Consider the following 22789-nt stretch of genomic DNA (forward strand, 5'->3'; position numbering starts at 1 on the left):
TTGCTTTACATGCGGACCAGCGCCGCGCCCCAAGTGAAACCACCACCGACGCCTTGTAGCATAACCAGCTGTCCGGGTTTGATACGACCGTCCCGACGCGCCACATCCAGCGCCAGCGGCACGCTTGCCGCAGACGTGTTGGCATGCTGGTCCACCGTGACCACCACACGCTCGCTGGGCAGGTCCAGCTTGCGCGCCACGGCGTTCAAGATGCGGACATTGGCCTGGTGCGGAATCAACCAGTCGATGTCGGCAACGCTTATACCAGCTTCTTCGCTGACTTCGCGTGCGACCTTGTCGAGCACGTTGACCGCCAACTTGAACACGGCCTGCCCTTCCATACGCAGGAACGGGTCGCCGGTCACTTCGCCATACGCCACGTTGCCGGCTGCGCACAGGATCTTCATCTGCGAGCCGTCGGAATGCAACTTGGCCGACAGCAGACCGGGTTCGTCGGAAGCCTTCAACACCACTGCACCCGCACCGTCACCGAACAGCACGCAGGTGCCGCGATCGCTCCAGTCCAGGATGCGCGAGAACACTTCGGCCCCGATCACCAGTGCACAACGCGCCCGACCAGCTCGGATGAAGCTGTCAGCCGTCGTCAACGCATAGATGAAGCCGGTACACACCGCCTGCACATCGAAGGCAGCAGCGTTGGTCGCGCCGATATTGGCCTGGATCAGGCAGGCCGTGCTGGGGAAGACAAAATCGGGCGTGGAGGTCGCCACCACGATCAGATCGACTTCAGACGCATCGACACCGGCATCGGCCAGTGCGCGCTTGGCAGCTTCGGTACCCAGCTGGCTGGTGGTCACACCGCGCTCGGCGATATGACGCTGACGAATGCCGGTGCGTTCGACGATCCACTGGTCAGAGGTCTCGATACCACGCGTTGCAAGGTCTGCAGCGAGATCATCGTTGCTGACGACGCGTGGCGGCAGGCAGCTCCCCGACCCAACAAGCTTGGACCAGATTGACGTGACTGCGCTCATTGACGATCTCCGTGGCTGGACTGTGCGTTGGCACCTGCGTCGACACGCGTAAGCGTCGATTCGGCAGGCGTCTGCAGACTTTGGTTGATTTGCGCCACCACCTGCGTGGTAAGCGACAACATATCGTTGGCTACCGCACCGCGTGCGCGCTTCAGTGCGCATTCGAATGCATAGGCATCGGCAGAGCCGTGGCTTTTGATGACCACGCCTCGCAGACCGAGCAAGGCTGCACCGTTGTACCGACGATGGTCGACGCGATTGCGGAAGCGGCCAAGCACAGGCTTGGCAACAGCGCCCATCAGGAGCGTCAGCGGCGAGCGCTTGAACTCTTCCTTGATGAAGCTGCCAAGCATCTTGGCCAGGCCTTCAGAGGCCTTGAGCACGACGTTGCCGACGAAACCGTCACAGACGACCACATCGACCACGCCGGTATAAATATCGTTGCCTTCGACATTGCCAGTGAAGTTCAACGGGCTGGCACGCAGCAATTCAGCCGCCTGCTTGACGATGTCATTGCCCTTGATGACTTCTTCACCGATGTTGAGCAGGCCCACCGTGGGCTTTTGCCGCTGTTCGATGGCGGCCACCATGGCAGTACCCATGATGGCGAATTGCAACAGGTGCTGCGCCGTGCAATCGACGTTGGCACCCAGGTCAAGCATGTACGTGACCCCACCCTTCTGATTGGGCAAGGCAGTGGAGATCGCCGGGCGGTCGATGCCGTCCAGGGTCTTCAGTACATAGCGCGAGATCGCCATCCAGGCACCGGTGTTGCCGGCGGATATGCAGGCGTCGGCACGACCATCTTTCACGAGGGTCGCAGCCACGCGCATCGAGGAATCTTTCTTTCGCCGCAAGGCGACTTCGACCGGGTCATCCATCGCAACGACTTCAGTCGCCGCAACGATTTCCAAACGGTCACGACCCAGCGCACTACGCGCCGAGGCAAGCTGCGCCTCGATCTGATCCTGCAAGCCAACCAGCAGCAGATGCACATCAGGATGATGGTCGCGGAAATTCAGGGCAGCAGGGATCGTCACGGGGAGACCGTGATCGCCCCCCATGCAGTCGATCGCAATTCGGATCATGGACATGGACGCAAGAACGCCCGACTTCACATGATCATGCCGCGCCGGCCAGCATCAAGCTGGATGGCGGGATGATCAGGAAGACAGGCGATATCGGAAAAATGGTTCCGCGAGTGCCCAGGGGAAGGCTGCCGATCAAGACGCGCACCGAATACTCCGACACGTGTCCCGCTTGACATCCGCAACCCACCCTTGGGTAACGGCCCTAGCAGGTTCACCCCAGGGCCGCCCGGTATCACTCGTCGTTCTTGGTCTTGATGACCTTGACGCCACGATAAAAGCCGTTGGGGCTGATGTGGTGACGCAGGTGCACTTCACCCGTGCTCGGCTCGATGGCCGTCGGCGGGTTGATCAAAAAATCGTGGGCGCGGTGGTTGCCACGCTTCGACGGCGACTTCTTATTTTGCTGAACAGCCATGATGACTCCTTCTGACGGCGCGCATTGTAAGCCAGAAGCCTGATTCGGGCGCCGCGGGATTAACCCTTTCTACTACCTGCTTTGACGTTGTTTGACAATGACGGCCTGCGCAGGCGTGCCCGACGCATCATCGTTTCTTGCAATCTGTGTTTCTAAGCTGTCCGTTCGGCTGACCTTCAGCCGCCCTGCCAAGCGCCATACACCGGCCTTGTCAGGTTCTGCCCCCGGAACTCAGGGCTTGCGCGTCTTGAGTTGCGCCAGTACTGCGAAGGGGGATGGCCGCTTGCCTTCCGCGCCGTCAACCGCTTCATCAGTACTGCTTGGGTCTTGCTGCCCGTCATTATCTGCTTTTTTGGCAGAGACATCTTCCGAAACCGATGCTGGCACTACCAGCGGCTCTGGACAGACATCGTGACGCGGCACATACGGCACGCACAAGATCAGCTCATCTTCGACCTGTTCAAGCAGATCGAAGCGGGGCGATCCTAACACGCGTTCGGGCAAGGCGCTTGCGCCGACATCATCTTCGTCGCCCTCGCCGTCATCATCGCCTTCGTGAACGATGTCGTCGGCATTGAGCTGCGCTTCGGTTTTGACGATGTGCAGGACTGCCTCGGTGTGCAGCGGCAAGGCAAAATCAGCCAGACATCGCTGACATTCCAGCACCACTTCAGCATCGATGGTCAGACGGATCAACGGCTCGCCCAACGGGCCCCGTTCAGACTTGGCATGCCAGCGGGCATCCGAGTTCTGGATCGGCAGATCTTCAACCAGACGCTCCATATCTTCGAGCGCCACAGCCCCCTGCGCCTCGCGCCCGGGTTGACGCACAAAATCAAAGGCGTCGATCAGAAACGCGACCATGGGCAATGAATACCTGTAAAGCAACAACCGGCCAATTTCAGAGCACCTGAGCAGTGATCAGCCAGCATCGATTGACCTTCGATTGACCTTCAACAGACGCTGAAACAGCACCACCAAAGACCTCAACCAACACTGCAACCAAAAGGTAGCCGGTAAAACGTAGGATAATAGCTGGAAAAACCCAAGCGGGTCAAACACTTACGGCGCAAGGCAGGTATGGTCGACGGACTTCCACGACATACTCCACTCGCCCGCCCCAATAACAGACGCCGCCACTTACGCTTTCATTCGTTGACATGCCCCTTCAAACCCCCGCCCGCCCACTGATTCTCGCCTCTACCTCGGTCTATCGTCGCGAACTGCTGGGACGTCTGAAACTCCCGTTCGAGGTGGTTTCCCCCGAGGTGGATGAGACACCGCTGGCAGGAGAAACACCCGTGGCACTCGCCATGCGTCTGGCGCGCGCCAAGGCGCGCGCAGGCGTACAGTTGCGCCCCGGCGCAGTGGTGATCGGTGCGGATCAGGTTGCGACGCTGGACGCGACGCGCATCCCGGCACCCAGCGGCGCGCTGTCGCAACCTGCTGACGAAATCCCTTTTCATCCCACCGTGCGCGACCTGATCGGCCAGCCAATCGGCAAGCCCGGCACCTTCGAGGCGGCGCTTGCGCAATTGCAATCGATGCGCGGCCATACCGTGTCATTTCACAGCGCCCTGGCGGTCGATGATGGCGAGCGTGTCGAGTCGATCGACGTGGTGACTCGGGCCACATTCCGCGACTTGCCGGATTCCGCACTGATCGCCTACCTGCAGGCTGAAGCTGTGCTTGATACCGCAGGCAGCGCCAAGGCCGAAGGCCTCGGCATTGCGCTGATGTCACGCATAGACAGCGACGACCCAACCGCATTGATCGGCCTGCCTTTGATCGCCCTGACCCGCATGCTGGCGAATTTCGGTATCGACCCACTACTGTCACTGGCCGCGCACAGGCACGACACTCATTGAGAAGTGCGACGCCCATTGAGGCAGACCAAGCCAAGCAGAATCACTGCGACAGGCCGACCGAGCCATACCCGCCAAGCCGCACAACCAACACCAGCCAGACCTACGCGCGCCCACCAGTTGCTTGATCGGCCACCAGCGCGCGAACTGCATTCAGAGACCTATTCATGAGCCAATCCCCCTCTTCCACTACCGGTGCCCTTCACCTGATTCCGGTGTCGCTTGGCGATTCACCAGTTGAACGCTGGTTACCCAACGAGGTGCGCGCACTGGCAGGCCGGCTTGATTTCTACATTGCCGAGAACGCCAAGACTGCGCGCGCATTCCTGAAGCAGGTTGGCACCGTTCGACCCTTGCAGGAAATCCAGATTCACACACTTGAATCAGGCACCAAGGACGGTCAGATCCGCGAATGGCTGGCGCATGCAGTGGCAGGTGGTGAGATTGGCCTGGTATCGGAAGCAGGTTGCCCGTCGGTGGCAGATCCCGGCGCACGTGTGGCACGCCTGGCACATGCGTTGGGATTGCAGGTCAGGCCCTGGGTCGGCCCCTCGTCAATTCTGCTGGGCCTGATGGCCAGCGGCCTGGATGGCCAACGCTTTGCGTTTCATGGCTACGCACCGGTCGAACCGGCCGAGCGCCAGCGCACACTGAAGGAATGGGAACAGCAGTCGATTCGCTACAACCAGACGCAGATGCTGATCGAGACGCCCTACCGGAACGCTGCGATGTTCAATAGCCTAGTGTCGTCACTGCGGGCAGACACGCTGCTGTGCGTGGCTCGCTCCGTGACCACGGCCGATGAATGGGTGCGCACGCTGCCGATATCAACCTGGAAACAGCAGGCGGCACCAGCACTCGACAAGCAACCAACGATGTTCCTGTTCCTGGCGCGGAGCAGCGGAAAGGCTTGAGTGGTCGGCTTGGCGCTCGGCCGAGCGCCTAGCGAGGTGTTTGAACTGGTATCCGACCAGTGTTCAGCCCTATTACCGGCCGGCGTGCATCACGGCGCTGATTGGGGCTTGCGGCTTGCCACAAGCCCCAATCCGAAACACTGGCCTACAGCAGACCTCGTGAAGACACCCCACCTCGACGCTTACCAGCCCGTGCGTTGCAGCCGGGCTTTTGTTGCCTCATCAGCCGGGGTGGCCACCAGCCCGCCACGCGGGTTGATGCTGACCTGATACACACCGCCATCCAGCATGGGCAGGAACGTGGCACTGCCGTAATCGGCATCCACAAAAGGCAGCCACTGCGGGAATTGTCGCTGCAGGGACCACAGATCAGGCAAGGTCCAGCCATCCAAGGCGTGAACCGTGCGAGTCGCCGTGCGTTCTTTTTCGATATCGGCGTAGCGCCCTGTCAGACGGTCCAAGCGATAAATGGGCGGCACACCCGCCAGGGCCACCGGCACTCGCCAGCGAATTACGCGCGCTTCCAACTGCCACTGATCCCCGGCGATCACGAATTCCTGCGTGCGCCCTTCCGGCGTGGTCAGCGACACCCTGAACTGTTGCGGGCCGTCGGCTGCGACATCGACACGCGCCACCGGGCGGTCTGCGCTCAGCTGCACGTACTGATAGACCGACAGCGCACCCAGCACCAGCACCACGGCGCTCAGCAGGAAAACCGTGCCCAGCAAGCCACGGATCAACCCGATGCGCGCTGGACGTTGCGCAAAGCGATAACTCGGCTCGCGACGACGCCGCAACAAAAACCAACCCAGAAACGCAACCACGACCGCAGGTACCGCCAGCCACACCACAGGGGACAAGGCACTCACCAACATGCTCCAGAAGAAAGGGGCAACGCAGACAGCAACAACGGAAAAAAAGAAATGAGGCCACGCTGACGCGTGCCTCATTCAATCAAAGGAAACAGATAGTAATCCGACTCATCGACAACGAAGGGCCGGATGGGTGGATACGCGAAGGAATCCGTGCGGAATCAGCGCAAATTGCTGCCCTGGAAGGCCGCACGGAAGGCCCCAGCGCCGAACGCCACGCCAACTCGCTTCGCAAAACGCTCGGCAACGCTGTCACGCACGGTGTAGTCAACGATGGTGTCCACATGAACCAGATCACGCGTGACCGAGTCCACGGTGCCCAGGCCGTCTGCCAGCCCCAGCTCGACACTGCGAACGCCCGTCCAGACCAAACCGCTGAACATGTCGGGCGTTTCGCGCAGGCGGTCACCACGCCCCTGGCGCACTGCGGCGATGAATTGCTGGTGAATTTCATTGACCATCTGGGTCGCGTGCGCCACTTGAGCCGGGTCGGTGGGCTGGAACGGGTCGAGCAGCGCCTTGTTTTCGCCCGCCTTGATGACCCGACGCTCAATACCAAGCCGCTGCATGGCTTCCGTGGCACCAAAACCTTCCATGATCACACCGATCGAACCCACCAGGCTTGCCCGGTTGACGTAGATCTGGTCGGCAGCGGCGGCAATGTAATACGCGCCCGACGCACCCAGGTCTTCGATCACGGCATACACCGGCTTGTCCGGATTTGCGCCACGCAGACGGTGAATTTCATCACTGATGATGCCCGACTGCACCGGACTGCCGCCCGGGCTGTTGATGCGCAAGATCACCGCACGCGTGCCCGAGTCACCAAACGCGGCTTGCAATGCAGCCACAATGCGCTCACCCCCGGCGTCGCCGTCGGAATCGATCGCACCGTCGATCTTGATCAGCGCGGTGTGCGGCTCGGACGCGCTGGTATCCGAGCCCAAGCCCTTGACCGTCATGTAGATCATGGCTGCGCCGCCCAGCACCAGCGAGAGCGTCACCAGGCGAAAAAAGATCGACCAGCGACGGCGCGAACGTTGCTCGCGGATCGTGGACAGCGCCAACTCCTCAAGCACCGCACGCTCCCAGACCGGTAAATTCCGGTCCGAAACGCCAGCAGCCGGGGACGAAGATTCATTGAGGCTCATGCCTGCCTTGCTCGCAATGGATGAAAAGACACATGGTGGATGGAAACCGACTGCCCAACTCAGGCCGCAGCGCGTGCCACACGGGATAGTAGCCACTCGCGCAGCTGCGGCACCGTATCGACCAGACCGTCGGGCGCACAGGCCTCAAGTTCAGCCACACTATGCGCGCCGTACGTGACACCCAGCGCACCCGTGCCGGCATGCTTGGCCATGGTCAGGTCGTGCGAGGTGTCACCGATCATCAAGGTGTGCTCGGGGGCGACATCCAGTTCACGCATCAGTTCTTGCAGCATGGCCGGGTGCGGCTTGGAGAAAGTCTCGTCTGCCGTGCGGGTGCCGTGGAAGAAACGGCGCAATCCCGACGCATCCAGCCCACGCTCCAGCCCGACGCGGCTCTTGCCAGTTGCCACTGCCAGCTGAATGGGCAGCGCGGCCAGCTCTTCAAACAACGGCGCGATGCCACCAAACAAGCGCAACAAGGGATCGCGCGTCAGGTAGTGGAATTTGTAGCGTTCCAGGAAACGCGGCAGCTCTGCCGGGGTAAGACTGGGCACAGCCTTGTGCAAGGCATCGTGCAGCGACAGCCCGATGACCCAGGCAGCCGCGTCGTCGGTGGGCACCGGCAGCGCCAGGTCGCGGCATGCACCTTGAATGGCGGCGACGATGGACGGCGTGGAGTCCATCAAGGTGCCGTCCCAGTCGAAAATCACGAGCGAATACATTTATTGATCCTCTTTGGCGGCCAGCGCCTCGGTGAAGGCAACACAAGCCGGCGGCAACGGCGCCTGCAAGGACAGGCGCTCGCCAGTCAGCGGATGCGGCAGGCTCAGGGTGTGCGCATGCAGGAACATGCGTTTGAAACCACGCGCGATCAACGCGGCATTGGTTTCGTCCTTGCCGTACTTGTCATCACCCGCGATGGGGAAGCCTTCTGCGGCCACGTGCACCCGGATCTGGTGCGTGCGCCCGGTTTTCAGTTCAGCGTCGAGCAGTGAGAACTCACCGTAACGCGCTTTCAGGGTGAAGATCGTATGCGAAGCCAGCCCGGTCGGGTCAACGCGCACGCGCCGCTCGCCCGATTGGGTAGTCCATTTCAACAACGGATGGCGCACATGTTGACGCGCATTCATCCAGTCCCCGTCGACGAGTGCCAGATAGTGCTTCTCCCATCCACCCGCGCGCAACGACTCGTGCATGCCGGTCAGCGCGCTGCGGCGCTTGGCGATCAGCAGCAAGCCGGACGTGTCGCGATCCAGCCGATGCACCAGTTCCAGGAACTTGGCGTCGGGGCGTGCAGCACGCAATTGTTCGATGACACCGAAGGACACACCGCTGCCGCCGTGCACCGCCACGCCTTCCGGCTTGTCGATGACCAATACCGCATCGTCTTCGAAAACGATGGGAAATTCCACGGGTGGCACGTAATCGGTGCGAACTTCGGGCAAACGCAGCGGCGGGACGCGGATCACATCACCGGTTTTGATCCGGTAATCGACCTGGATCCGGCCCTTGTTCACGCGGACTTCACCGCCTCGAACGGCCTTGTAAATATGACTCTTGGGAACGCCCTTGCAGAGTCGGAGCAGGAAGTTGTCCAGCCGCTGGCCGTCATGCGCTTCGTCGATTTCGACCATGCGCACGGCAGGTGCGGGGGCGCTCGCCGGGCGCGGGGCGCGCGCAGCAGGCGAGGCAGGGGGGCGGGCGGAGGATTTCGCTTTGCGCAATGGGGGTGCCGTCATATAATTCGTGGGCCTGATCGAGTCAGGTGGGTTGGCCTTACCGCCGTCGTCGAGACGCGCCTCATGCGGCGTCTCCGCCACTGGTAGGGCAGAAAGCAGGCAGTCGGCCGGACAGACCAAAAATCAAGGAAGTTCCGTCGGCGCCGCTTTCCAACAGGCCGGAATTGTACCCGCCCTCCCCACCCGGTTCTACGGGTCGTCCCGGTCGCCTGCCGACCGCGTCAGCTGAATCGGTAACCGCGCAGCAAATTGCGCCCAGTCCATCCACCTGCCGCGTTCGCCATGATGCAGTCGCAGACGCCTTGCAGTCGAATCCCATTACGCTTGAACGCGGCGAAAATGCCGCGTTTGTCTGGCCCGTACAACCGTGAATTCTTACCTGTTCCTGCTGCTGCGTACGTTCACTGCCCTGCCCGCTAGACGCGGACGCAGCGCGGTGCCTGACGCGCGCACGGAAACAGCTTCATTGGTCACTACGCACTTCCCCGACCCTGCGTTTTCCGCGCCGCCCGGCACATAACCGGGCTTAGATTTGCGGGGTGCGCGCCTGGCGTGCACCGGTTTTCCCACTGCTCGCGCTGTGAGCTTCATCCTTCCGTGACGGCCTGGGGCTGCACGCCAATTTTGGCGCGCATGACCAAGGAGACCTTCACCCATGAAGCGCATGCTGTTTAACGCAACGCACCAGGAAGAACTGCGCGTTGCCATTGTCGATGGCCAAAAGCTTATCGACCTTGATATCGAGATCGCCGGCCGCGAACAGCGCAAAGGCAACATCTACAAAGGCGTCATCACTCGCGTCGAGCCCAGCCTCGAGGCCTGCTTCGTCAACTACGGCGAAGAACGCCATGGTTTCCTGCCCTTCAAGGAAATTGCCCGCAGCTACTTCAAGGAAGGCGTCGACGTTCGTTCGGCACGCATCCAGGACGTACTGCGCGAAGGCCAGGAACTCATCGTCCAGGTCGAAAAGGAAGAGCGTGGCAACAAGGGCGCAGCCCTGACCACCTTCATTTCGCTGGCAGGCCGCTACCTGGTCCTGATGCCGAACAATCCGCGTGGTGGGGGTGTGTCGCGCCGAGTCGAAGGCGAAGACCGCCAGGAACTGCGCGAAACCATGGACCAGCTGGACATCCCCACCGGCATGAGCATCATTGCTCGTACCGCCGGGATTGGCCGCAACGTCGAAGAACTGCAGTGGGACCTGTCCTACCTGATGCAGCTCTGGACGGCGGTTGACGGTGCCGCGCGTGAAAACGCCGCCCCGATCCTGATCTACCTGGAATCCAGCCTGGTCATCCGCGCGATCCGTGACTACTTCTCGCCGGACATCGGCGAAATCCTGATCGACACCGACGACATCGCCGACCAGGCCACCGCCTTCATGGGCGTGGTCATGCCGGACAACGTCCAGCGCGTGAAGCGTTACCGCGACGACGTGCCGCTGTTCTCGCGTTTCCAGATCGAACACCAGATCGAAACCGCATACGCGCGTACCGTGCCGCTGCCCTCGGGCGGTGCCGTGGTGATCGACCACACCGAAGCACTGGTAGCTGTCGACGTAAACTCGGCGCGCTCCACCAAGGGCAGCGACATCGAGGAAACCGCCCTTCGCACCAATCTGGAAGCTGCCGACGAAGTGGCCCGCCAGTTGCGCCTGCGCGACCTGGGTGGCCTGATCGTCATCGACTTCATCGACATGGAAGACAGCAAGAACCAGCGCGCCGTTGAACAGCGCCTGCGTGAAGCCCTTCATTTCGACCGTGCCCGCGTGCAAATGGGCAAGATTTCCCGTTTCGGCCTGATGGAACTGTCGCGTCAGCGCCTGCGCCCGGCCCTGAACGAGGGTTCTCACATCACCTGCCCGCGTTGCAACGGCACCGGCGTGATCCGCGACACCGAATCAAGCGCACTGCAAGTCCTGCGTTTGATCCAGGAAGAATCGATGAAGGAAAACACCGCAGCCGTGCACGCACAAGTGCCGGTTGAGGTCGCCACCTTCCTGTTGAACGAAAAGCGTGCCGACATCGCCAAGATGGAAGCCCGCCTGAAGGTCAACGTCATCCTGATCCCGAACAAGCATCTAGATACGCCGCACCATCGCCTGGAACGTCTGCGTCACGACGATCCGCGCCTGGAAAACACTCGCGCCAGCTTCGAGATGGCCGAGTCGCCCGAAACCGACTTGTCTTACCGCGCTGAAGCGCAGGAAGTGAAGCCGCGTCCGGAAGCGCTGGTCAAGGGTATTACCCCGTCGCAACCAGCGCCGGTGTCCAGCACCCCGAATCCGGTGCCGGTCGACAACGCCACGGTCGCTGCATCGCCGAAGCCGTCGCCGGCTGTTGCGGAAGCTGCTGGTGTTGGTGGTTTGTTCAGCCGATTCATGGGCTGGCTGCGTGGCACGCCGGTCGAACCGACGCCTGCACCCGCCCCGGCTCCGGTGGCCGCACCAGCAACGCGCGAGCGCGATTCGCGTGGTGGCAACCGTCGCCGTTCGGGTAATGGCAACGGCAATGGTGAATACAAGGGCCGTGGCCGTGGTGAAGGTGGCCGCGAGGGTGGTCGTGAAGGTGGTCGCAACGAAGGCCGTGAAGGCCAGGGAAATCGCGACAATGCACGTGACGGCGGTCGTGAAGGACGCGAAGGCCGTGACGGTGGTCGCGACAATCGCTCCATCGAGACTCGCGTAGCCGAAGCACGCATTGACAACGCGCGCCGCGAAGAAGCTGCACGCGAGGAAGCTGAAGGTCGTGGCAACCGTGGCAATCGTGGTCGTCGCGAAGGCCGTGCGCCGCGCGCTGAAGGCGAAACCCGCGATATCGCATTGCCGGCAGCCGCATTGGACGCCGCCAACAACTTCGCTGACGACGCTGCGGAAGCCGCCGATGGCCGTGGCAATCGTGGTCGCCGTGGCCGCCGCGGCGGTCGCCGTGACGACGGTGCCGTGGAAGGTGCAGATGCCGACGCAACCGACACCCCGGCGGTGTTCGAACCGGTGGCAGAACGCGAAGAAGCGCAGCAACGCCGTCCGTTGGCCGATGTGTTGGCCGCCCCGACCGAACCCGGTCAGGCAGTCGATAGCGATACGGCCGTGCTGGGCAGCGAAGAAAGCGCCGCCGAGCTGGAAGGCGATCAAGAGCGCAAGCGCCGTCGTCGTCGCGGTCGCCGCGGTCGTCGCACGGGTGAAGGTGCAGTGGAAGGCTCGGGTGACGGCGCAAATGGCCAGGAAGATGGCAGCGACGAGTTCGAGAACGAAACCTTCGCTGACGCACCGCAAGCGGGTGCCAACACGCCGGCTGCCGCACCTGTTGCACAGGCCCTGAGCGCTCAGTCCGCTCCGGTGGCTGCTGCACCGCAGGCAGTGCCCGCCGCGCCGGTTGCGCAAGCCGTGGCAGCCCCGGTGTCGACGCCCTCGCCCGACGCAGTGGAACACGCTGCCCAGGCGCTGAAGTCGGCTGCCAGCTCGGTTGCCGCTGACGCACAAGCAGCGAACATTGCCGTTGCGCCTGTTATTGGTGCACCTGCTGCTACGGCTTTTGCCGTAAATGTTGAAGCAGCACCGGCAGTCACGCCGGTTGCCGCCGCACCGGCTGTGCAAGCCCCCATCGCCCCGGCGCTGGACTTGCCCGCACCGGTTGCTCAGCCGCAAGCAGCTGCCGCTGCACCCGCACCGGAAGTCGCACCGCTGGCCGTTGCTGAAGCTGCGCCTGTTGTGCCCTCCACGCACGTGCATGAAGTCACGCCCGTGGCTGCCGTTGAACCGGCACCGGTGGCTGTGGCTGCTGCGCCGGTGGTCGAAGCACCTGTTGCTGCGCCCGCAGCCGCCGACGTGCCGGAAACCATCGTGGCACGCGTCGTGGATGCTGAAGCGGTTGCGCCTGTCGCAGCGGCTGAAGCAGCAGTTGTTGCACCGGTTGCTGCAACGGTTGTTGCAACACTCGCCCCGGTTGCCGCCAACCTGTCGGAAAGCGGTCTGCAGTTGATCCAGACCGATACCGCCAAGGTGCGCGAGGCACAGGCCAGCATCGCCAGCGCCGCGCCGGTTCGCCTGGGCCGTGCTCGCAAGGTGTCGGCACCGGTTGTCGAGACCCCGCTGGTTCAGGTCGAGACGCAGGACGAGGTCAAGTAAGACAAGGTGTGCAGCAGGCTTGCAACGCGGGATTTTCAGACGCGTTGCAAGCCGGGGTAGTTGCTGGAGTAGTTGCTGGAGTAGTTGCTTCAGTCGAACCAGCTACCCGCAAGCCGACCTACCGGGCGATCAGTGATCGCCCGGGTTTGATCATGACGTTCATGATGTTTTACGCATGGCATTCTGTTGCCTGCCGCTTCCACCATGACCCATACGTTTGATGACACCAATGGTGCCGCGTCCCCCGGACCGGACCTGTCTGGTGCACCTACCCAGATTTCCATCGATGGCCACGTCGTTTCTGTGCTGGCCACGCTCGCTGAACCCGCATTGACGGTATTCGGCAACCTATTTACCCGCGAAGAATGTGAGGCGCTGATTGCGTCGGCCCAGCCACGTCTGGCGCGCTCGCGCACGGTGGACCGCAGCGGCGGCACGGCCGTCTCGCACGAATCCCGTACCAGCGACGGCATGTTCTTCACCCTGGGCGAGACACCGCTGATCGACAAGTTGGAAAGGCGGATTGCTGGCCTGCTGCGCTGGCCGCTCGAACGTGGCGAAGGGCTTCAGGTCTTGCGCTATGGCCCCGGCGCGGAATATCAGCCGCACTATGACTTTTTCGATGCACAGGACGCAGGGACCGCTACGCACACCGCTGCCGGTGGCCAGCGCATCGGCACCTTGATTATCTACCTGCAAAGCCCCATCTCAGGGGGTGCCACGACTTTCCCGCAGATCGGGCTTGATGTCGCCCCCATACAGGGAAACGCGGTATTTTTTGCCTACCCACAAGCCACGCCAGCAAGCCTTACCTTGCATGCAGGCGCGCCAGTTACCGCCGGAGAAAAGTGGATTGCCACAAAATGGCTGCGTGTCAGGCGCTACGCGTAAACTGAAGGCATGGCGGAACAAAGTCTGCTGAGAAGCCCCAGCACGGCATGGCTTGTGGTTGGTGGTTTTCCTGGTCATGCCAGGCAGCCAGACACGTTGCCGGACTGCTTCTTTTCTTACCGCCTTTGCACGGACCACTCTTGACCGACAGGATCATCCCGCTCGTCGACGCGCGCAGCTTGCATGGCAAGCTGCCTGCCCCTGCACGCCCGCCCGTACCGGGCGAAGTGCTGCTGGACCGGCGTGCACGGGCATTGCGCGACCTGCGCATATCCGTGACCGATCGCTGCAACTTTCGCTGCGTGTACTGCATGCCCAAGGAAGTGTTCGACAAGGACTATGCTTACCTGCCGCATGGGTCTTTGCTCAGCTTCGAGGAAATTGCCCGGCTGTCCACGGTGTTCGCGCAGCACGGCACGGAAAAGCTGCGCCTGACGGGTGGCGAGCCACTGTTGCGCCGTCAGGTGGAATCTCTGATCGAATTGCTTGCCAAGATCCGCACACCTGCAGGCAAGCCCCTGGACCTGACACTGACTACCAACGCATCCTTGCTGGCCCGCAAAGCACGCGGCTTGGCGGCCGCTGGCCTGAATCGGGTCACGGTCAGCCTGGATGCCTTGGACGACAAGGTGTTCCGGGCGATGAACGATGTGGACTTTCCGGTCTCGGAAGTTCTGCGCGGCATTGATGCCGCTGCGGAGGCGGGTCTGGGGCCCGTCAAGGTGAACATGGTCGTCAAACGTGGCGTCAATGACGACCAGGTCTTGCCGATGGCCCGGTATTTCCGGGGCAGCGGCCACATTCTTCGCTTCATCGAATATATGGACGTTGGCGCATCCAACGGCTGGAACCTGAATGAAGTGGTGCCTTCGCGCACGCTGATCGAACAGTTGAGTGAGATTGCGCCACTGGTGCCGGTTGCAGCTGCCTATTCAGGCGAGGTTGCCGAACGCTGGCGCTACACCGACGGCAGCGGTGAAATCGGCGTCATTTCAAGCGTGACGCAGGCTTTCTGCGGCACCTGTACGCGCGCACGGCTGTCAACCGACGGCAAGCTCTACCTGTGCCTGTTCGCAGATCAGGGCTATGACCTGAAGACCTTGTTGCGCAACGGCGCAGATGACACGACCTTGGCTACCGCCATGGCGGGCATCTGGCAGCAACGCAATGACAACTACTCAGAGCGCCGCAGCGCCGACACCCAGCGCGCCAACAAGATCGAGATGAGTTATATCGGCGGTTGAGCACGTGCGTTCACCGATCCCTACCCACGATATTGCGGGCCTGATTCTGGCGGGTGGACAAGGCTCGCGCATGGGTGGCGTGGACAAGGGCTTGCAGGACTTGCATGGCCGCCCTTTGGTTGCCCATGTGCATGAACGACTGGCCGCCCAGGTGGCCACGGTGCTGATCAGCGCCAACCGCCATCACGACCAATACCGCGCGTGGAGCAGCCAGGTGCTGCCAGACAACATTGCCGACTACCCTGGCCCGCTGGCGGGCATTGAAGCCGCATTGACAGCCCTCGCATCACAAGCCCCCGCCCTGCCCTGGCTGGCAACGGTTCCCTGCGACGCGCCTTGCCTGCCTGCCAACCTGATCGAGCGACTGGCAACGGCGGCTGCCAACCAGCAATGCCACGTCGCCATTGCCCACCACGGCGACCGCGTGCACCCAGTCTTTGCGTTGATCCACATAGACAGCCTGCCCGCACTGCGCGCCTACATTGCCACCGGGCGCAGGCGGGCCGATGGCTGGTATGCCGACCTGCCACATGCCTACGCAGACTTCAGCGACGGCAAAGACGCGTTCATCAACGTGAACACACACGAAGAACTCGCCGCGCTGAGTTCGGCTCAGAAATAAAAAGGGGCTGGACCTTTGAAAGTCCAACCCCCTCTTCCCTACCGACTGCCTGAGATCAAACAGCCGAAATCACTTCCGCCGGCTGATTCGTCAAGATCGCCAGCAGGTGCGCAATTTCCTCACGCATCTTGCGACGGTCGACGATCATGTCGATAGCACCCTTTTCCAGCAGGAACTCGGCGCGCTGGAAGCCTTCCGGCAACTTTTCGCGCACGGTCTGCTCGATCACACGTGGGCCGGCAAAGCCGACCAAGGCCTTCGGCTCAACGATCACCACGTCGCCCATGAAGGCGAAGCTGGCCGACACACCACCCATGGTCGGATCGGTCAACACGCTGATGAAAGGCAGCTTGTTGGCCGCCAGACGAGTCAGCATGGCGTTGGTCTTGGCCATTTGCATCAGCGACAGCAAGCCTTCCTGCATACGCGCGCCGCCCGAAGCCGTCACGCAGATGAAGGGTACTTTCTGATCCAGCGCCTGCTGGGCACCACGCGCAAAGCGCTCGCCCACCACCGAGCCCATGGAGCCGCCCATGAATTCGAATTCAAAGCAGGCAACCACCACAGGAATGGCCAGAATCGAGCCGCCCATGGCGACCAGGGCATCGGTCTCACCGGTTTGCGCCATGGCATCTTGCAGACGGTCCGGGTACTTTTTCGAGTCCCTGAACTTCAGGCTGTCGATCGGCAGCGTGCCCACGCCGATCTCGTAGCGGCCTTCGGCGTCCAGCAAGGAATCGATGCGCTCGCGCGCGCCAATGCGCATGTGGTGGTCGCACTTCGGGCAGACCTGAAGGTTCTTGGCGAGGTCGTCGCTATACAGCACGGTCTCGCAGGACGGGCATTTGACCCACAGGCCTTCGGGTACCCGGCGTGCGGCACTGTCGGAGGTCTTGATCCGTGGGGGAAGCAGCTTATCGATCCAGCTCATGCGGATTTCCTTGTTTCATTGGGTGCGCTGCGCGGCGGCAACGCATCGAGCGCGTGGCGGATTGTACGCAACCACGCGCCCGCTGCGCGCGAAGCAAGCGCCGGCCAGTCGGCTTCCGGCGCATCTTTCACGGCGGTTTCAATTTCCTGGATGAGGCGCGTGCCAATTACCACCGCATCAGCAGTGCTGCCGACAGCCTGGGCACTGGCAGCATCACGGATGCCAAAGCCCACGCCAACCGGCAAAGAGATATGTTGACGAATGTCGTCAAGACGGCGGGCAACTTCAGTCGTGTCCAGGTTGCCGGCCCCCGTCACGCCCTTGAGCGAGACGTAATACACGTAGCCTCGCGCCACTTCACCGACGGACTTGATGCGGGCCTCAGTGGAAGTGGGTGCGAGCAGGAAAATCGGCGCCAAACCGTGCTGATCGAGCAGCGCGCCGAATTCCACCGACTCTTCCGGCGGGTAATCAACCACCAGCACTCCATCGACGCCAGCATCGACTGCCTGGCGCACAAAGGCTTCCTGACCCATGCGCTCGATGGGGTTGGCGTACCCCATCAAGACCACCGGCGTTTGCGTATCGGTCTGGCGGAATTCACGCACCAGGTCCAAGACCTTGCGCAGACCCACTTTGCGCGCCACGGCACGTTCGCTGGCGCGCTGAATCACCGGGCCATCGGCCATCGGGTCGGAGAACGGAACACCGAGTTCGATGATGTCCGCGCCGGCCTCGACCAGTGCGTGCATCACCGGCACGGTGCTTTCGGGCGACGGGTCACCCGTAGTGATGTAGGGAACCAAGGCCGGCGTGCCCTTTTCCGCGCGACGCGCGAAAGCGTCGGCAATGCGGGTGGACTTGGCAGACGAGGCAGAAGCAGATGAGAACGAAGTCGCGGTCATGATCGACATCTCCTTAGAAAGTGATGCCGGAACGTTCGCCGACGGTATGCATGTCCTTGTCGCCACGGCCGGACAGATTGACCAGCAGAATCTGGTCCGGCGACATGGTGGGTGCCAGACGCACAGCGTGCGCAATGGCGTGCGAGGACTCAAGCGCCGGAATGATGCCTTCAAGGCGGCAGCAATCATGGAAAGCGGCCAGCGCTTCTTCGTCGGTCACCGTGACGTACTCAGCGCGCGCGCTGTCCTTCAACCATGCGTGCTCGGGGCCGACGCCGGGATAGTCCAGACCCGCAGACACCGAATGGGTCTCGATCACTTGGCCGTCTTCGTCTTGCAGCACGTAGGTACGGTTGCCATGCAAGACACCTGCACGACCCAGCGTCAGGGACGCCGAGTGACGACCGGTATCCAGACCGTCGCCAGCCGCTTCCACGCCGATCAGCTTGACGGCATCGAAGGGGATGTAGGGGTGGAAGATGCCCATCGCGTTCGAGCCACCACCCACCGCTGCGATTATCGCATCGGGCTGACGGCCGGCAGCTTCAGGCATCTGTTCGATGCACTCGTTGCCAATGACCGTCTGGAAGTCGCGGACCATCATCGGATACGGATGCGGGCCTGCCACGGTGCCGATGATGTAGAAGGTCGATTCCACGTTGGTGACCCAGTCACGCATGGCTTCGTTCAAGGCGTCTTTCAGCGTGCGCGAACCCGATTCAACCGGCACCACAGTGGCACCCAGCAGCTTCATGCGATACACGTTGGCGGCTTGACGACGCACGTCTTCGCTGCCCATGTAGACCACGCATTCCATGCCGTAGCGCGCCGCGACCGTGGCCGTGGCCACGCCGTGCTGGCCGGCACCGGTTTCCGCGATCACGCGGCGCTTGCCCATGCGTTTTGCCAGCAATGCCTGGCCGATGCAGTTATTGACCTTGTGCGCACCGGTGTGATTCAGGTCTTCACGCTTCAACCAGATCTGCGCACCGCCCAGCTTTTCGGACCAGCGCTTGGCGTGGTAGACGGGGCTGGGGCGGCCCACGAAGTGCTTGAGCTCGTAGTTGTATTCAGCGACGAAATCGGGGTCGTGCTGATACTTGGCGTAGGTCTCGCGCAGTTCATCGATGGCCTGCATCAAGGTCTCGGCAACGAAGACGCCACCATAGGGACCAAAGTGACCGCGCGTATCCGGAAAGTCGTAAGTGCTCATGGAATTGAAGACTCGAAAATGGGGGATTCGAAGGTGTCTTGGGGACCGCAGGCATCGGCACACTGCCGAACGTCCTGCAAGTCCGAAGACCCGGCAATCGCGCCTTGGGTGGTCCACTTTTTGGGGCATGTCCCCAGGTGGTCAAACACCGTTGGCGCGTGGCGCGGTCAGCCTGTGGCGACCGCCAGCCCTGCCATCACGTCTGCGCCTGGCGCAGCTTGTCGTCGGCCAGCCTGACTTCAGTCACGAACTCGCGTATCCGTTCCGCGGACTTGATGCCGCGGGCAGATTCCACGCCGCTACTGACGTCGACCGCCGCCGGACGTATCGCCTGGATCGCTTGCGCCACATTTGAGGCATGCAACCCACCAGACAAAACGACCGGACGAGCGCTTGCGCTGCTGACCAGTGACCAATCGAATGTTCTCCCGCTACCGCCGTATCCGTCTGAGTGGCTGTCGAACAGCCAACCGGCGGCGGAGCCATAAGCTTCGCATGATTCTAACAAACCTGCGGCAGTATCGAGGCCCGGACCACCAACTCGGAAGGCCCGCAGGTACCGGTGGCCATAGCGTGCGCAGTCTTCTTCCAACTCATCGCCATGGAATTGCAGCAACTCCGGCCCGACCTCACCGCGTACTGCGTCGATTTCTTCCTTGCTGGCGTTGACGAACAAGGCCACCAGATCGACAAACGGCGGAATGCGTTTACGCAACTCGGCCGCGCGCGCAACGCTGAGTGCACGTGGGCTGGGCGGGTAAAACACCATGCCGATTGCATCGGCACCAGCCTCGACAACAGCGTCGATGTCTTCTTCGCGGGTCAGGCCGCAGATCTTGATACGGGTTCGGGTCATGACAGGATGATAACGTGGAGAGCGGTGTACACGCCGTTGATCGCCGCACACCACCTCCGATCATGCATACGGCGGTTCAGACTCCGAACCGGATCTCATCGCTGGCATCATGCAGCGGCAAGTCGAACTCGGCGGGGTAATCCACCCCAGTCAGATACAGGCCGTCGGGTGCAAAGGTAGGTGCCCCCTTGCGCCGATCACGGGCTGCCAGCACGTCTGCCATCCATTGGACAGATTCACGACCGCGACCAACGTAGGTCAAGGCACCCACAAAGTTGCGCACCATGTGATGCAAGAACGCGTTGGCGGTGAAAGAGAACACCACAAAGCGCCCGCGACGCGTGATGTCCAGGCGGTGCAAGGTGCGCACGGGCGACTTGGCCTGGCACTGCGACGCGCGGAAACTGCTGAAGTCGTGCTCGCCCAGCAAATACCCTGCTGCCTGCTGCATGGCTTCAACGTCAAGCGGATAGAAACTCCATCCCGCCTTGCCCGCCCACAAGGGCGAGCGCACCTGATCTTCCAACAGCAGGTAGACGTAGGAGCGCGCACGCGCTGAAAAGCGTGCATGGAAATCGGGGGATACTTCTCGCGCCCAGCGAATGGCAATGCTGGGTGGCAGATGCGCGTTCACGCCGCGCACCCAGGCCGTGTCGGCACGCAATACGGGGGCATCCAGATGAATCACCTGCATGGCGGCGTGCACACCGGTGTCGGTGCGCCCCGCACATACGGTGGGCACCGGCTGCCCGGCAAAGCGGGCGAGCGCGGCTTCCAGCGTGTCCTGCACCGTCAGGCCGTGGGGCTGCTTCTGCCAGCCCTGCCAGGCGCTTCCGTCGTAACTTACGCCCAGCGCGATCCTGGGCTGAACCACATCACTCATCTACCGTGTTACCGCAACGACGCCAGGGTCTCGCGAGCACGTTCCTGTTGGGCAGCGGTGCCGCCCTTGATGACGTCTTCGAGCAGCTCGCGGGCACCTTCCTTGTCGCCGATTTCAAGATAGGCGTCGGCCAGCTCCAGCTTGGACGCATTGTCTTCCGTCAGGTCCACGCCGACGGCGGGGTCGGGCGTGACCAACGGCGCGAACGCAGCGGTTGCCGGACGGGCAGGCTCGGGTTCAGTCTGCGGCCACTCGATTGCCGGCTCTGCGCGCGGCGGCGTGATGGGTGCCGACGGCACAACTGGCGGCACAGCCGGTGGTACAAGCGGCGCAACCGGTGCCGGCTCGGGTACCACGAGTTCGGGCACGTCGGCCGAGCTCTTCAACAAGCGCGGCGGCTCGTCATCTTCATCGGGCTCAACAGCGGCATTACGCGCAACCGCCTCGGCCGGCACGGGCTTGTCCAGGTCGAGGTTGAAGCCGAAGTCGACCGGGCGAACCGGCGGCGCGACTTCCTCGGCATGCGCAGCCAATTCTTCTTCATCGACTTCCGTCGCACGTACCGGTGCTGCCGGTTCAGCCCACGCCGGCGCAGCTGCCGAGGTTGCCAATGCGGCACCAGCAGCCAGCGCGCTCAGACGCTTTTCACGTCGACGGCGTGCGATCAGCAAGGCCAGCAGCAACAGGAACAGCACCGTCACCAGCGCGATGCCAATGCGTTGGGGCGTGGCAAAGGCTTGCAGACCAGATTCCGATGCATTGGCATCGGCTGCAGGCGTGGTGGTCTCGGGCTTGGCCGTGCCATCACCGACAGGCGTCTCACCAGGCGCAACTGGCGCGACTGTTTGTGCAGCAACCGGGGCGGCGGGTGCCGGTGCAGCGGGCGCTGTCACTGCCGGACCGGCAGGGGCAGCCAAGGCCGCGGCCGATGCCGCACTTGCACGGGCTTCGGCTTCCGCCAAGGCTGCGCTTTGCACGGTCAGCAAACGCTGCATATCTGCAACATTGCGCTCAAGTTCCGTGACGCGCGATTGTGCCTCTTGCAGCGCCTTGTCCTTGGACGCGAGTTCTTCCGCAGACCGATCTGCGACGTCTTGCGCCGCGCGCACGTTGTTGCCACTTCCGCCCGTGCCGGCAGCAGCCGGGCCGGCGGCAGACAGGCGCAGACGATCACGCTCATCAGGGGCCGGGGCAGCCTTGTCGGAGGTCGTGGCAGAGATCGTGCCCGATGCCTGTTGCGGCGTGGCCGCAGTGCCGCCACGACGCGCGGTCGCGCCGCTACGTCCGGCACGCAGGCGTTCGAATTCGGCTTGCTGGGTGGCCAGGTTGCGGCGTGCGGCAGCCTGGTCGATGCTGCGAACGGTTTCTGCATCGGGGACACGCAAGGTGGACCCGGCGCGCAAGCGGTTCACATTGCCACTGTCGAAGGCCGACGGATTGGCCTGTTGCAAGGCCACCAGAATCTGTTCAAGGCTGGCACCGGTATAACCGATGCGTTGCGCAACACCGCTGAGCGTATCGCCGCGCGCCACACGAATCTCGGACGTGGTGGTCGCGCCGCGCAGCGGTGCCGGGGGATCGACGAAGAAGGAATACTGTCGAATGAACCGGCCGCTTGCCCAGTTCAAGTCGACCAGCAGGTCAACGACACGTGCCTCGATGGGCGCATCGGAGCTGACCCGGACCACCTTGCGGCCGTCGGGCAAGTCCGCCAGCGCGACACGCACCGAGGACAGGAAATCAGGATGATCGAGTTGGGTCTGACGATAGATCTCGGCAGGCGCAAGCGCAGCACGCAAGGACTCGGCCTCGCCAGGCTGCACCGCAGTCACTTCGATCTGGGCGCGTAGCGGCTCCCCCGAGCCCGACAACACCGTCAATCGTCCCAGGCTTGCCGCCTGGCCGGCCGAAGCCGTCAATATCCCACCCGCTGCCAATACCACCAGTGCAGCTTTGCGCACCCGCTCCGACGCCGTGGTCTCGGCCCGGTCCAACCCAAATGAATCGCGAAGCACGCCGCTTCCCCGTATTTCTTCTAATCGGCCGAACATAACATCGGGCTCATAGCTGAGCAAG

The 22789-nt window shown here is 62.5% G+C and carries 20 protein-coding genes; 6 read left to right on the forward strand and 14 right to left on the reverse strand.

All coding sequences use genetic code 11. From position 1 onward, the window contains the following. Window positions 1-5: 5 nt before the first annotated feature. The 4 genes from FXN63_RS14735 to FXN63_RS14750 all read right to left on the reverse strand — a co-directional run bounded on the left by FXN63_RS14735 (window position 6) and on the right by FXN63_RS14750 (window position 3365). On the reverse strand, window positions 6-995 hold the full coding sequence (locus tag FXN63_RS14735; protein WP_148816000.1) for a beta-ketoacyl-ACP synthase III: 990 nt from the start codon (window positions 993-995) through the stop codon (window positions 6-8). Next, complete coding sequence (plsX, locus tag FXN63_RS14740; RefSeq protein ID WP_148819356.1) at window positions 992-2083, reverse strand: phosphate acyltransferase PlsX; 1092 nt, start codon at window positions 2081-2083, stop codon at window positions 992-994. Before plsX ends, FXN63_RS14735 begins: the two co-directional genes overlap by 4 nt. Before the next feature lie 235 nt (window positions 2084-2318). After that, entirely contained in the window at window positions 2319-2501 is a 183-nt protein-coding gene (gene rpmF / locus FXN63_RS14745; RefSeq protein ID WP_148816001.1) for a 50S ribosomal protein L32, read from the reverse strand. A 231-nt stretch (window positions 2502-2732) separates the two neighbouring features. Next, a complete protein-coding gene (locus tag FXN63_RS14750) occupies window positions 2733-3365 on the reverse strand; it encodes a YceD family protein (RefSeq protein ID WP_148816002.1) in 633 nt (210 codons plus the stop codon). A 296-nt stretch (window positions 3366-3661) separates the two neighbouring features. Between FXN63_RS14750 and FXN63_RS14755 the strand changes: the two genes are divergently transcribed. Together FXN63_RS14755 and FXN63_RS14760 are read left to right on the forward strand one after the other, a co-directional pair. Continuing rightward, entirely contained in the window at window positions 3662-4369 is a 708-nt protein-coding gene (locus tag FXN63_RS14755) for a Maf family protein (RefSeq protein ID WP_148816003.1), read from the forward strand. 164 nt (window positions 4370-4533) lie between these two features. Continuing rightward, window positions 4534-5280 carry an SAM-dependent methyltransferase gene (locus tag FXN63_RS14760; RefSeq protein WP_148816004.1) on the forward strand — a complete coding sequence of 249 codons (747 nt, stop codon included), beginning with the start codon at window positions 4534-4536 and terminating at the stop codon, window positions 5278-5280. A gap of 182 nt (window positions 5281-5462) precedes the next feature. Here FXN63_RS14760 and FXN63_RS14765 read toward each other — a convergent pair whose 3' ends face one another. The 4 genes from FXN63_RS14765 to FXN63_RS14780 all read right to left on the reverse strand — a co-directional run bounded on the left by FXN63_RS14765 (window position 5463) and on the right by FXN63_RS14780 (window position 8937). After that, entirely contained in the window at window positions 5463-6149 is a 687-nt protein-coding gene (locus FXN63_RS14765) for a hypothetical protein (RefSeq protein ID WP_246164821.1), read from the reverse strand. A 164-nt stretch (window positions 6150-6313) separates the two neighbouring features. Next, on the reverse strand, window positions 6314-7303 hold the full coding sequence (locus FXN63_RS14770; RefSeq protein ID WP_148816005.1) for a S49 family peptidase: 990 nt from the start codon (window positions 7301-7303) through the stop codon (window positions 6314-6316). Window positions 7304-7362: 59 nt separating this feature from the next. Continuing rightward, entirely contained in the window at window positions 7363-8025 is a 663-nt protein-coding gene (locus FXN63_RS14775; RefSeq protein ID WP_148816006.1) for an HAD-IA family hydrolase, read from the reverse strand. Next, on the reverse strand, window positions 8026-8937 hold the full coding sequence (locus tag FXN63_RS14780; RefSeq protein WP_187395233.1) for an RluA family pseudouridine synthase: 912 nt from the start codon (window positions 8935-8937) through the stop codon (window positions 8026-8028). 760 nt (window positions 8938-9697) lie between these two features. On the opposite strand from FXN63_RS14780, the gene FXN63_RS14785 reads away from it, so the two are divergent. From FXN63_RS14785 to mobA, 4 genes are all read left to right on the forward strand, one after another. Beyond that, window positions 9698-13168, forward strand: coding sequence for an Rne/Rng family ribonuclease (locus tag FXN63_RS14785; protein WP_148816008.1), 3471 nt, complete (start codon window positions 9698-9700; stop codon window positions 13166-13168). A gap of 204 nt (window positions 13169-13372) precedes the next feature. Continuing rightward, window positions 13373-14059, forward strand: coding sequence for a 2OG-Fe(II) oxygenase (locus tag FXN63_RS14790; protein WP_148816009.1), 687 nt, complete (start codon window positions 13373-13375; stop codon window positions 14057-14059). A gap of 140 nt (window positions 14060-14199) precedes the next feature. Further along, window positions 14200-15303 carry a GTP 3',8-cyclase MoaA gene (gene moaA / locus FXN63_RS14795; RefSeq protein WP_425468608.1) on the forward strand — a complete coding sequence of 368 codons (1104 nt, stop codon included), beginning with the start codon at window positions 14200-14202 and terminating at the stop codon, window positions 15301-15303. 4 nt (window positions 15304-15307) lie between these two features. Further along, the gene (mobA, locus tag FXN63_RS14800; protein ID WP_246164824.1) at window positions 15308-15925 is read left to right on the forward strand and encodes a molybdenum cofactor guanylyltransferase MobA; all 618 of its coding nucleotides are present in this window, start codon (window positions 15308-15310) and stop codon (window positions 15923-15925) included. A gap of 55 nt (window positions 15926-15980) precedes the next feature. Here mobA and accD read toward each other — a convergent pair whose 3' ends face one another. The 6 genes from accD to FXN63_RS14830 form a co-directional block, all read right to left on the reverse strand. After that, window positions 15981-16856: an acetyl-CoA carboxylase, carboxyltransferase subunit beta gene (accD, locus tag FXN63_RS14805; protein WP_148816011.1), complete on the reverse strand. Its 876-nt coding sequence runs from the start codon at window positions 16854-16856 to the stop codon at window positions 15981-15983. Then, window positions 16853-17761, reverse strand: coding sequence for a tryptophan synthase subunit alpha (gene trpA / locus FXN63_RS14810; protein ID WP_148816012.1), 909 nt, complete (start codon window positions 17759-17761; stop codon window positions 16853-16855). Before trpA ends, accD begins: the two co-directional genes overlap by 4 nt. A gap of 13 nt (window positions 17762-17774) precedes the next feature. Next, a complete protein-coding gene (gene trpB / locus FXN63_RS14815) occupies window positions 17775-18974 on the reverse strand; it encodes a tryptophan synthase subunit beta (RefSeq protein ID WP_148816013.1) in 1200 nt (399 codons plus the stop codon). A gap of 196 nt (window positions 18975-19170) precedes the next feature. Continuing rightward, a complete protein-coding gene (locus tag FXN63_RS14820; protein WP_148816014.1) occupies window positions 19171-19830 on the reverse strand; it encodes a phosphoribosylanthranilate isomerase in 660 nt (219 codons plus the stop codon). A gap of 76 nt (window positions 19831-19906) precedes the next feature. Next, window positions 19907-20713 (reverse strand): tRNA pseudouridine(38-40) synthase TruA, encoded by an 807-nt coding sequence (gene truA / locus FXN63_RS14825; protein ID WP_148816015.1) that lies wholly within the window; start codon window positions 20711-20713, stop codon window positions 19907-19909. Window positions 20714-20721: 8 nt separating this feature from the next. Next, entirely contained in the window at window positions 20722-22728 is a 2007-nt protein-coding gene (locus tag FXN63_RS14830) for a motility hub landmark protein FimV (RefSeq protein WP_187394905.1), read from the reverse strand. Window positions 22729-22789: the final 61 nt, after the last annotated feature.

This window comes from Pigmentiphaga aceris (assembly GCF_008119665.1).
Lineage (GTDB): Bacteria > Pseudomonadota > Gammaproteobacteria > Burkholderiales > Burkholderiaceae_B > Pigmentiphaga > Pigmentiphaga aceris.

Excerpts from the sequence above, each read along its gene's own strand:
- rpmF (WP_148816001.1), bottom strand. The coding sequence starts at position 2,501 with ATGGCTGTTCAGCAAAATAAGAAGTCGCCGTCGAAGCGTGGCAACCAC.
- plsX (WP_148819356.1), bottom strand. The coding sequence starts at position 2,083 with ATGATCCGAATTGCGATCGACTGCATGGGGGGCGATCACGGTCTCCCC.
- FXN63_RS14750 (WP_148816002.1), bottom strand. The coding sequence starts at position 3,365 with ATGGTCGCGTTTCTGATCGACGCCTTTGATTTTGTGCGTCAACCCGGG.
- FXN63_RS14755 (WP_148816003.1), top strand. The coding sequence starts at position 3,662 with ATGCCCCTTCAAACCCCCGCCCGCCCACTGATTCTCGCCTCTACCTCG.
- truA (WP_148816015.1), bottom strand. The coding sequence starts at position 20,713 with ATGAGTGATGTGGTTCAGCCCAGGATCGCGCTGGGCGTAAGTTACGAC.
- FXN63_RS14770 (WP_148816005.1), bottom strand. The coding sequence starts at position 7,303 with ATGAGCCTCAATGAATCTTCGTCCCCGGCTGCTGGCGTTTCGGACCGG.
- FXN63_RS14775 (WP_148816006.1), bottom strand. The coding sequence starts at position 8,025 with ATGTATTCGCTCGTGATTTTCGACTGGGACGGCACCTTGATGGACTCC.
- trpA (WP_148816012.1), bottom strand. The coding sequence starts at position 17,761 with ATGACCGCGACTTCGTTCTCATCTGCTTCTGCCTCGTCTGCCAAGTCC.
- FXN63_RS14760 (WP_148816004.1), top strand. The coding sequence starts at position 4,534 with ATGAGCCAATCCCCCTCTTCCACTACCGGTGCCCTTCACCTGATTCCG.
- trpB (WP_148816013.1), bottom strand. The coding sequence starts at position 18,974 with ATGAGCACTTACGACTTTCCGGATACGCGCGGTCACTTTGGTCCCTAT.
- accD (WP_148816011.1), bottom strand. The coding sequence starts at position 16,856 with ATGAGCTGGATCGATAAGCTGCTTCCCCCACGGATCAAGACCTCCGAC.
- FXN63_RS14785 (WP_148816008.1), top strand. The coding sequence starts at position 9,698 with ATGAAGCGCATGCTGTTTAACGCAACGCACCAGGAAGAACTGCGCGTT.
- FXN63_RS14735 (WP_148816000.1), bottom strand. The coding sequence starts at position 995 with ATGAGCGCAGTCACGTCAATCTGGTCCAAGCTTGTTGGGTCGGGGAGC.
- FXN63_RS14780 (WP_187395233.1), bottom strand. The coding sequence starts at position 8,937 with ATGGTCGAAATCGACGAAGCGCATGACGGCCAGCGGCTGGACAACTTC.
- FXN63_RS14790 (WP_148816009.1), top strand. The coding sequence starts at position 13,373 with ATGACCCATACGTTTGATGACACCAATGGTGCCGCGTCCCCCGGACCG.
- FXN63_RS14820 (WP_148816014.1), bottom strand. The coding sequence starts at position 19,830 with ATGACCCGAACCCGTATCAAGATCTGCGGCCTGACCCGCGAAGAAGAC.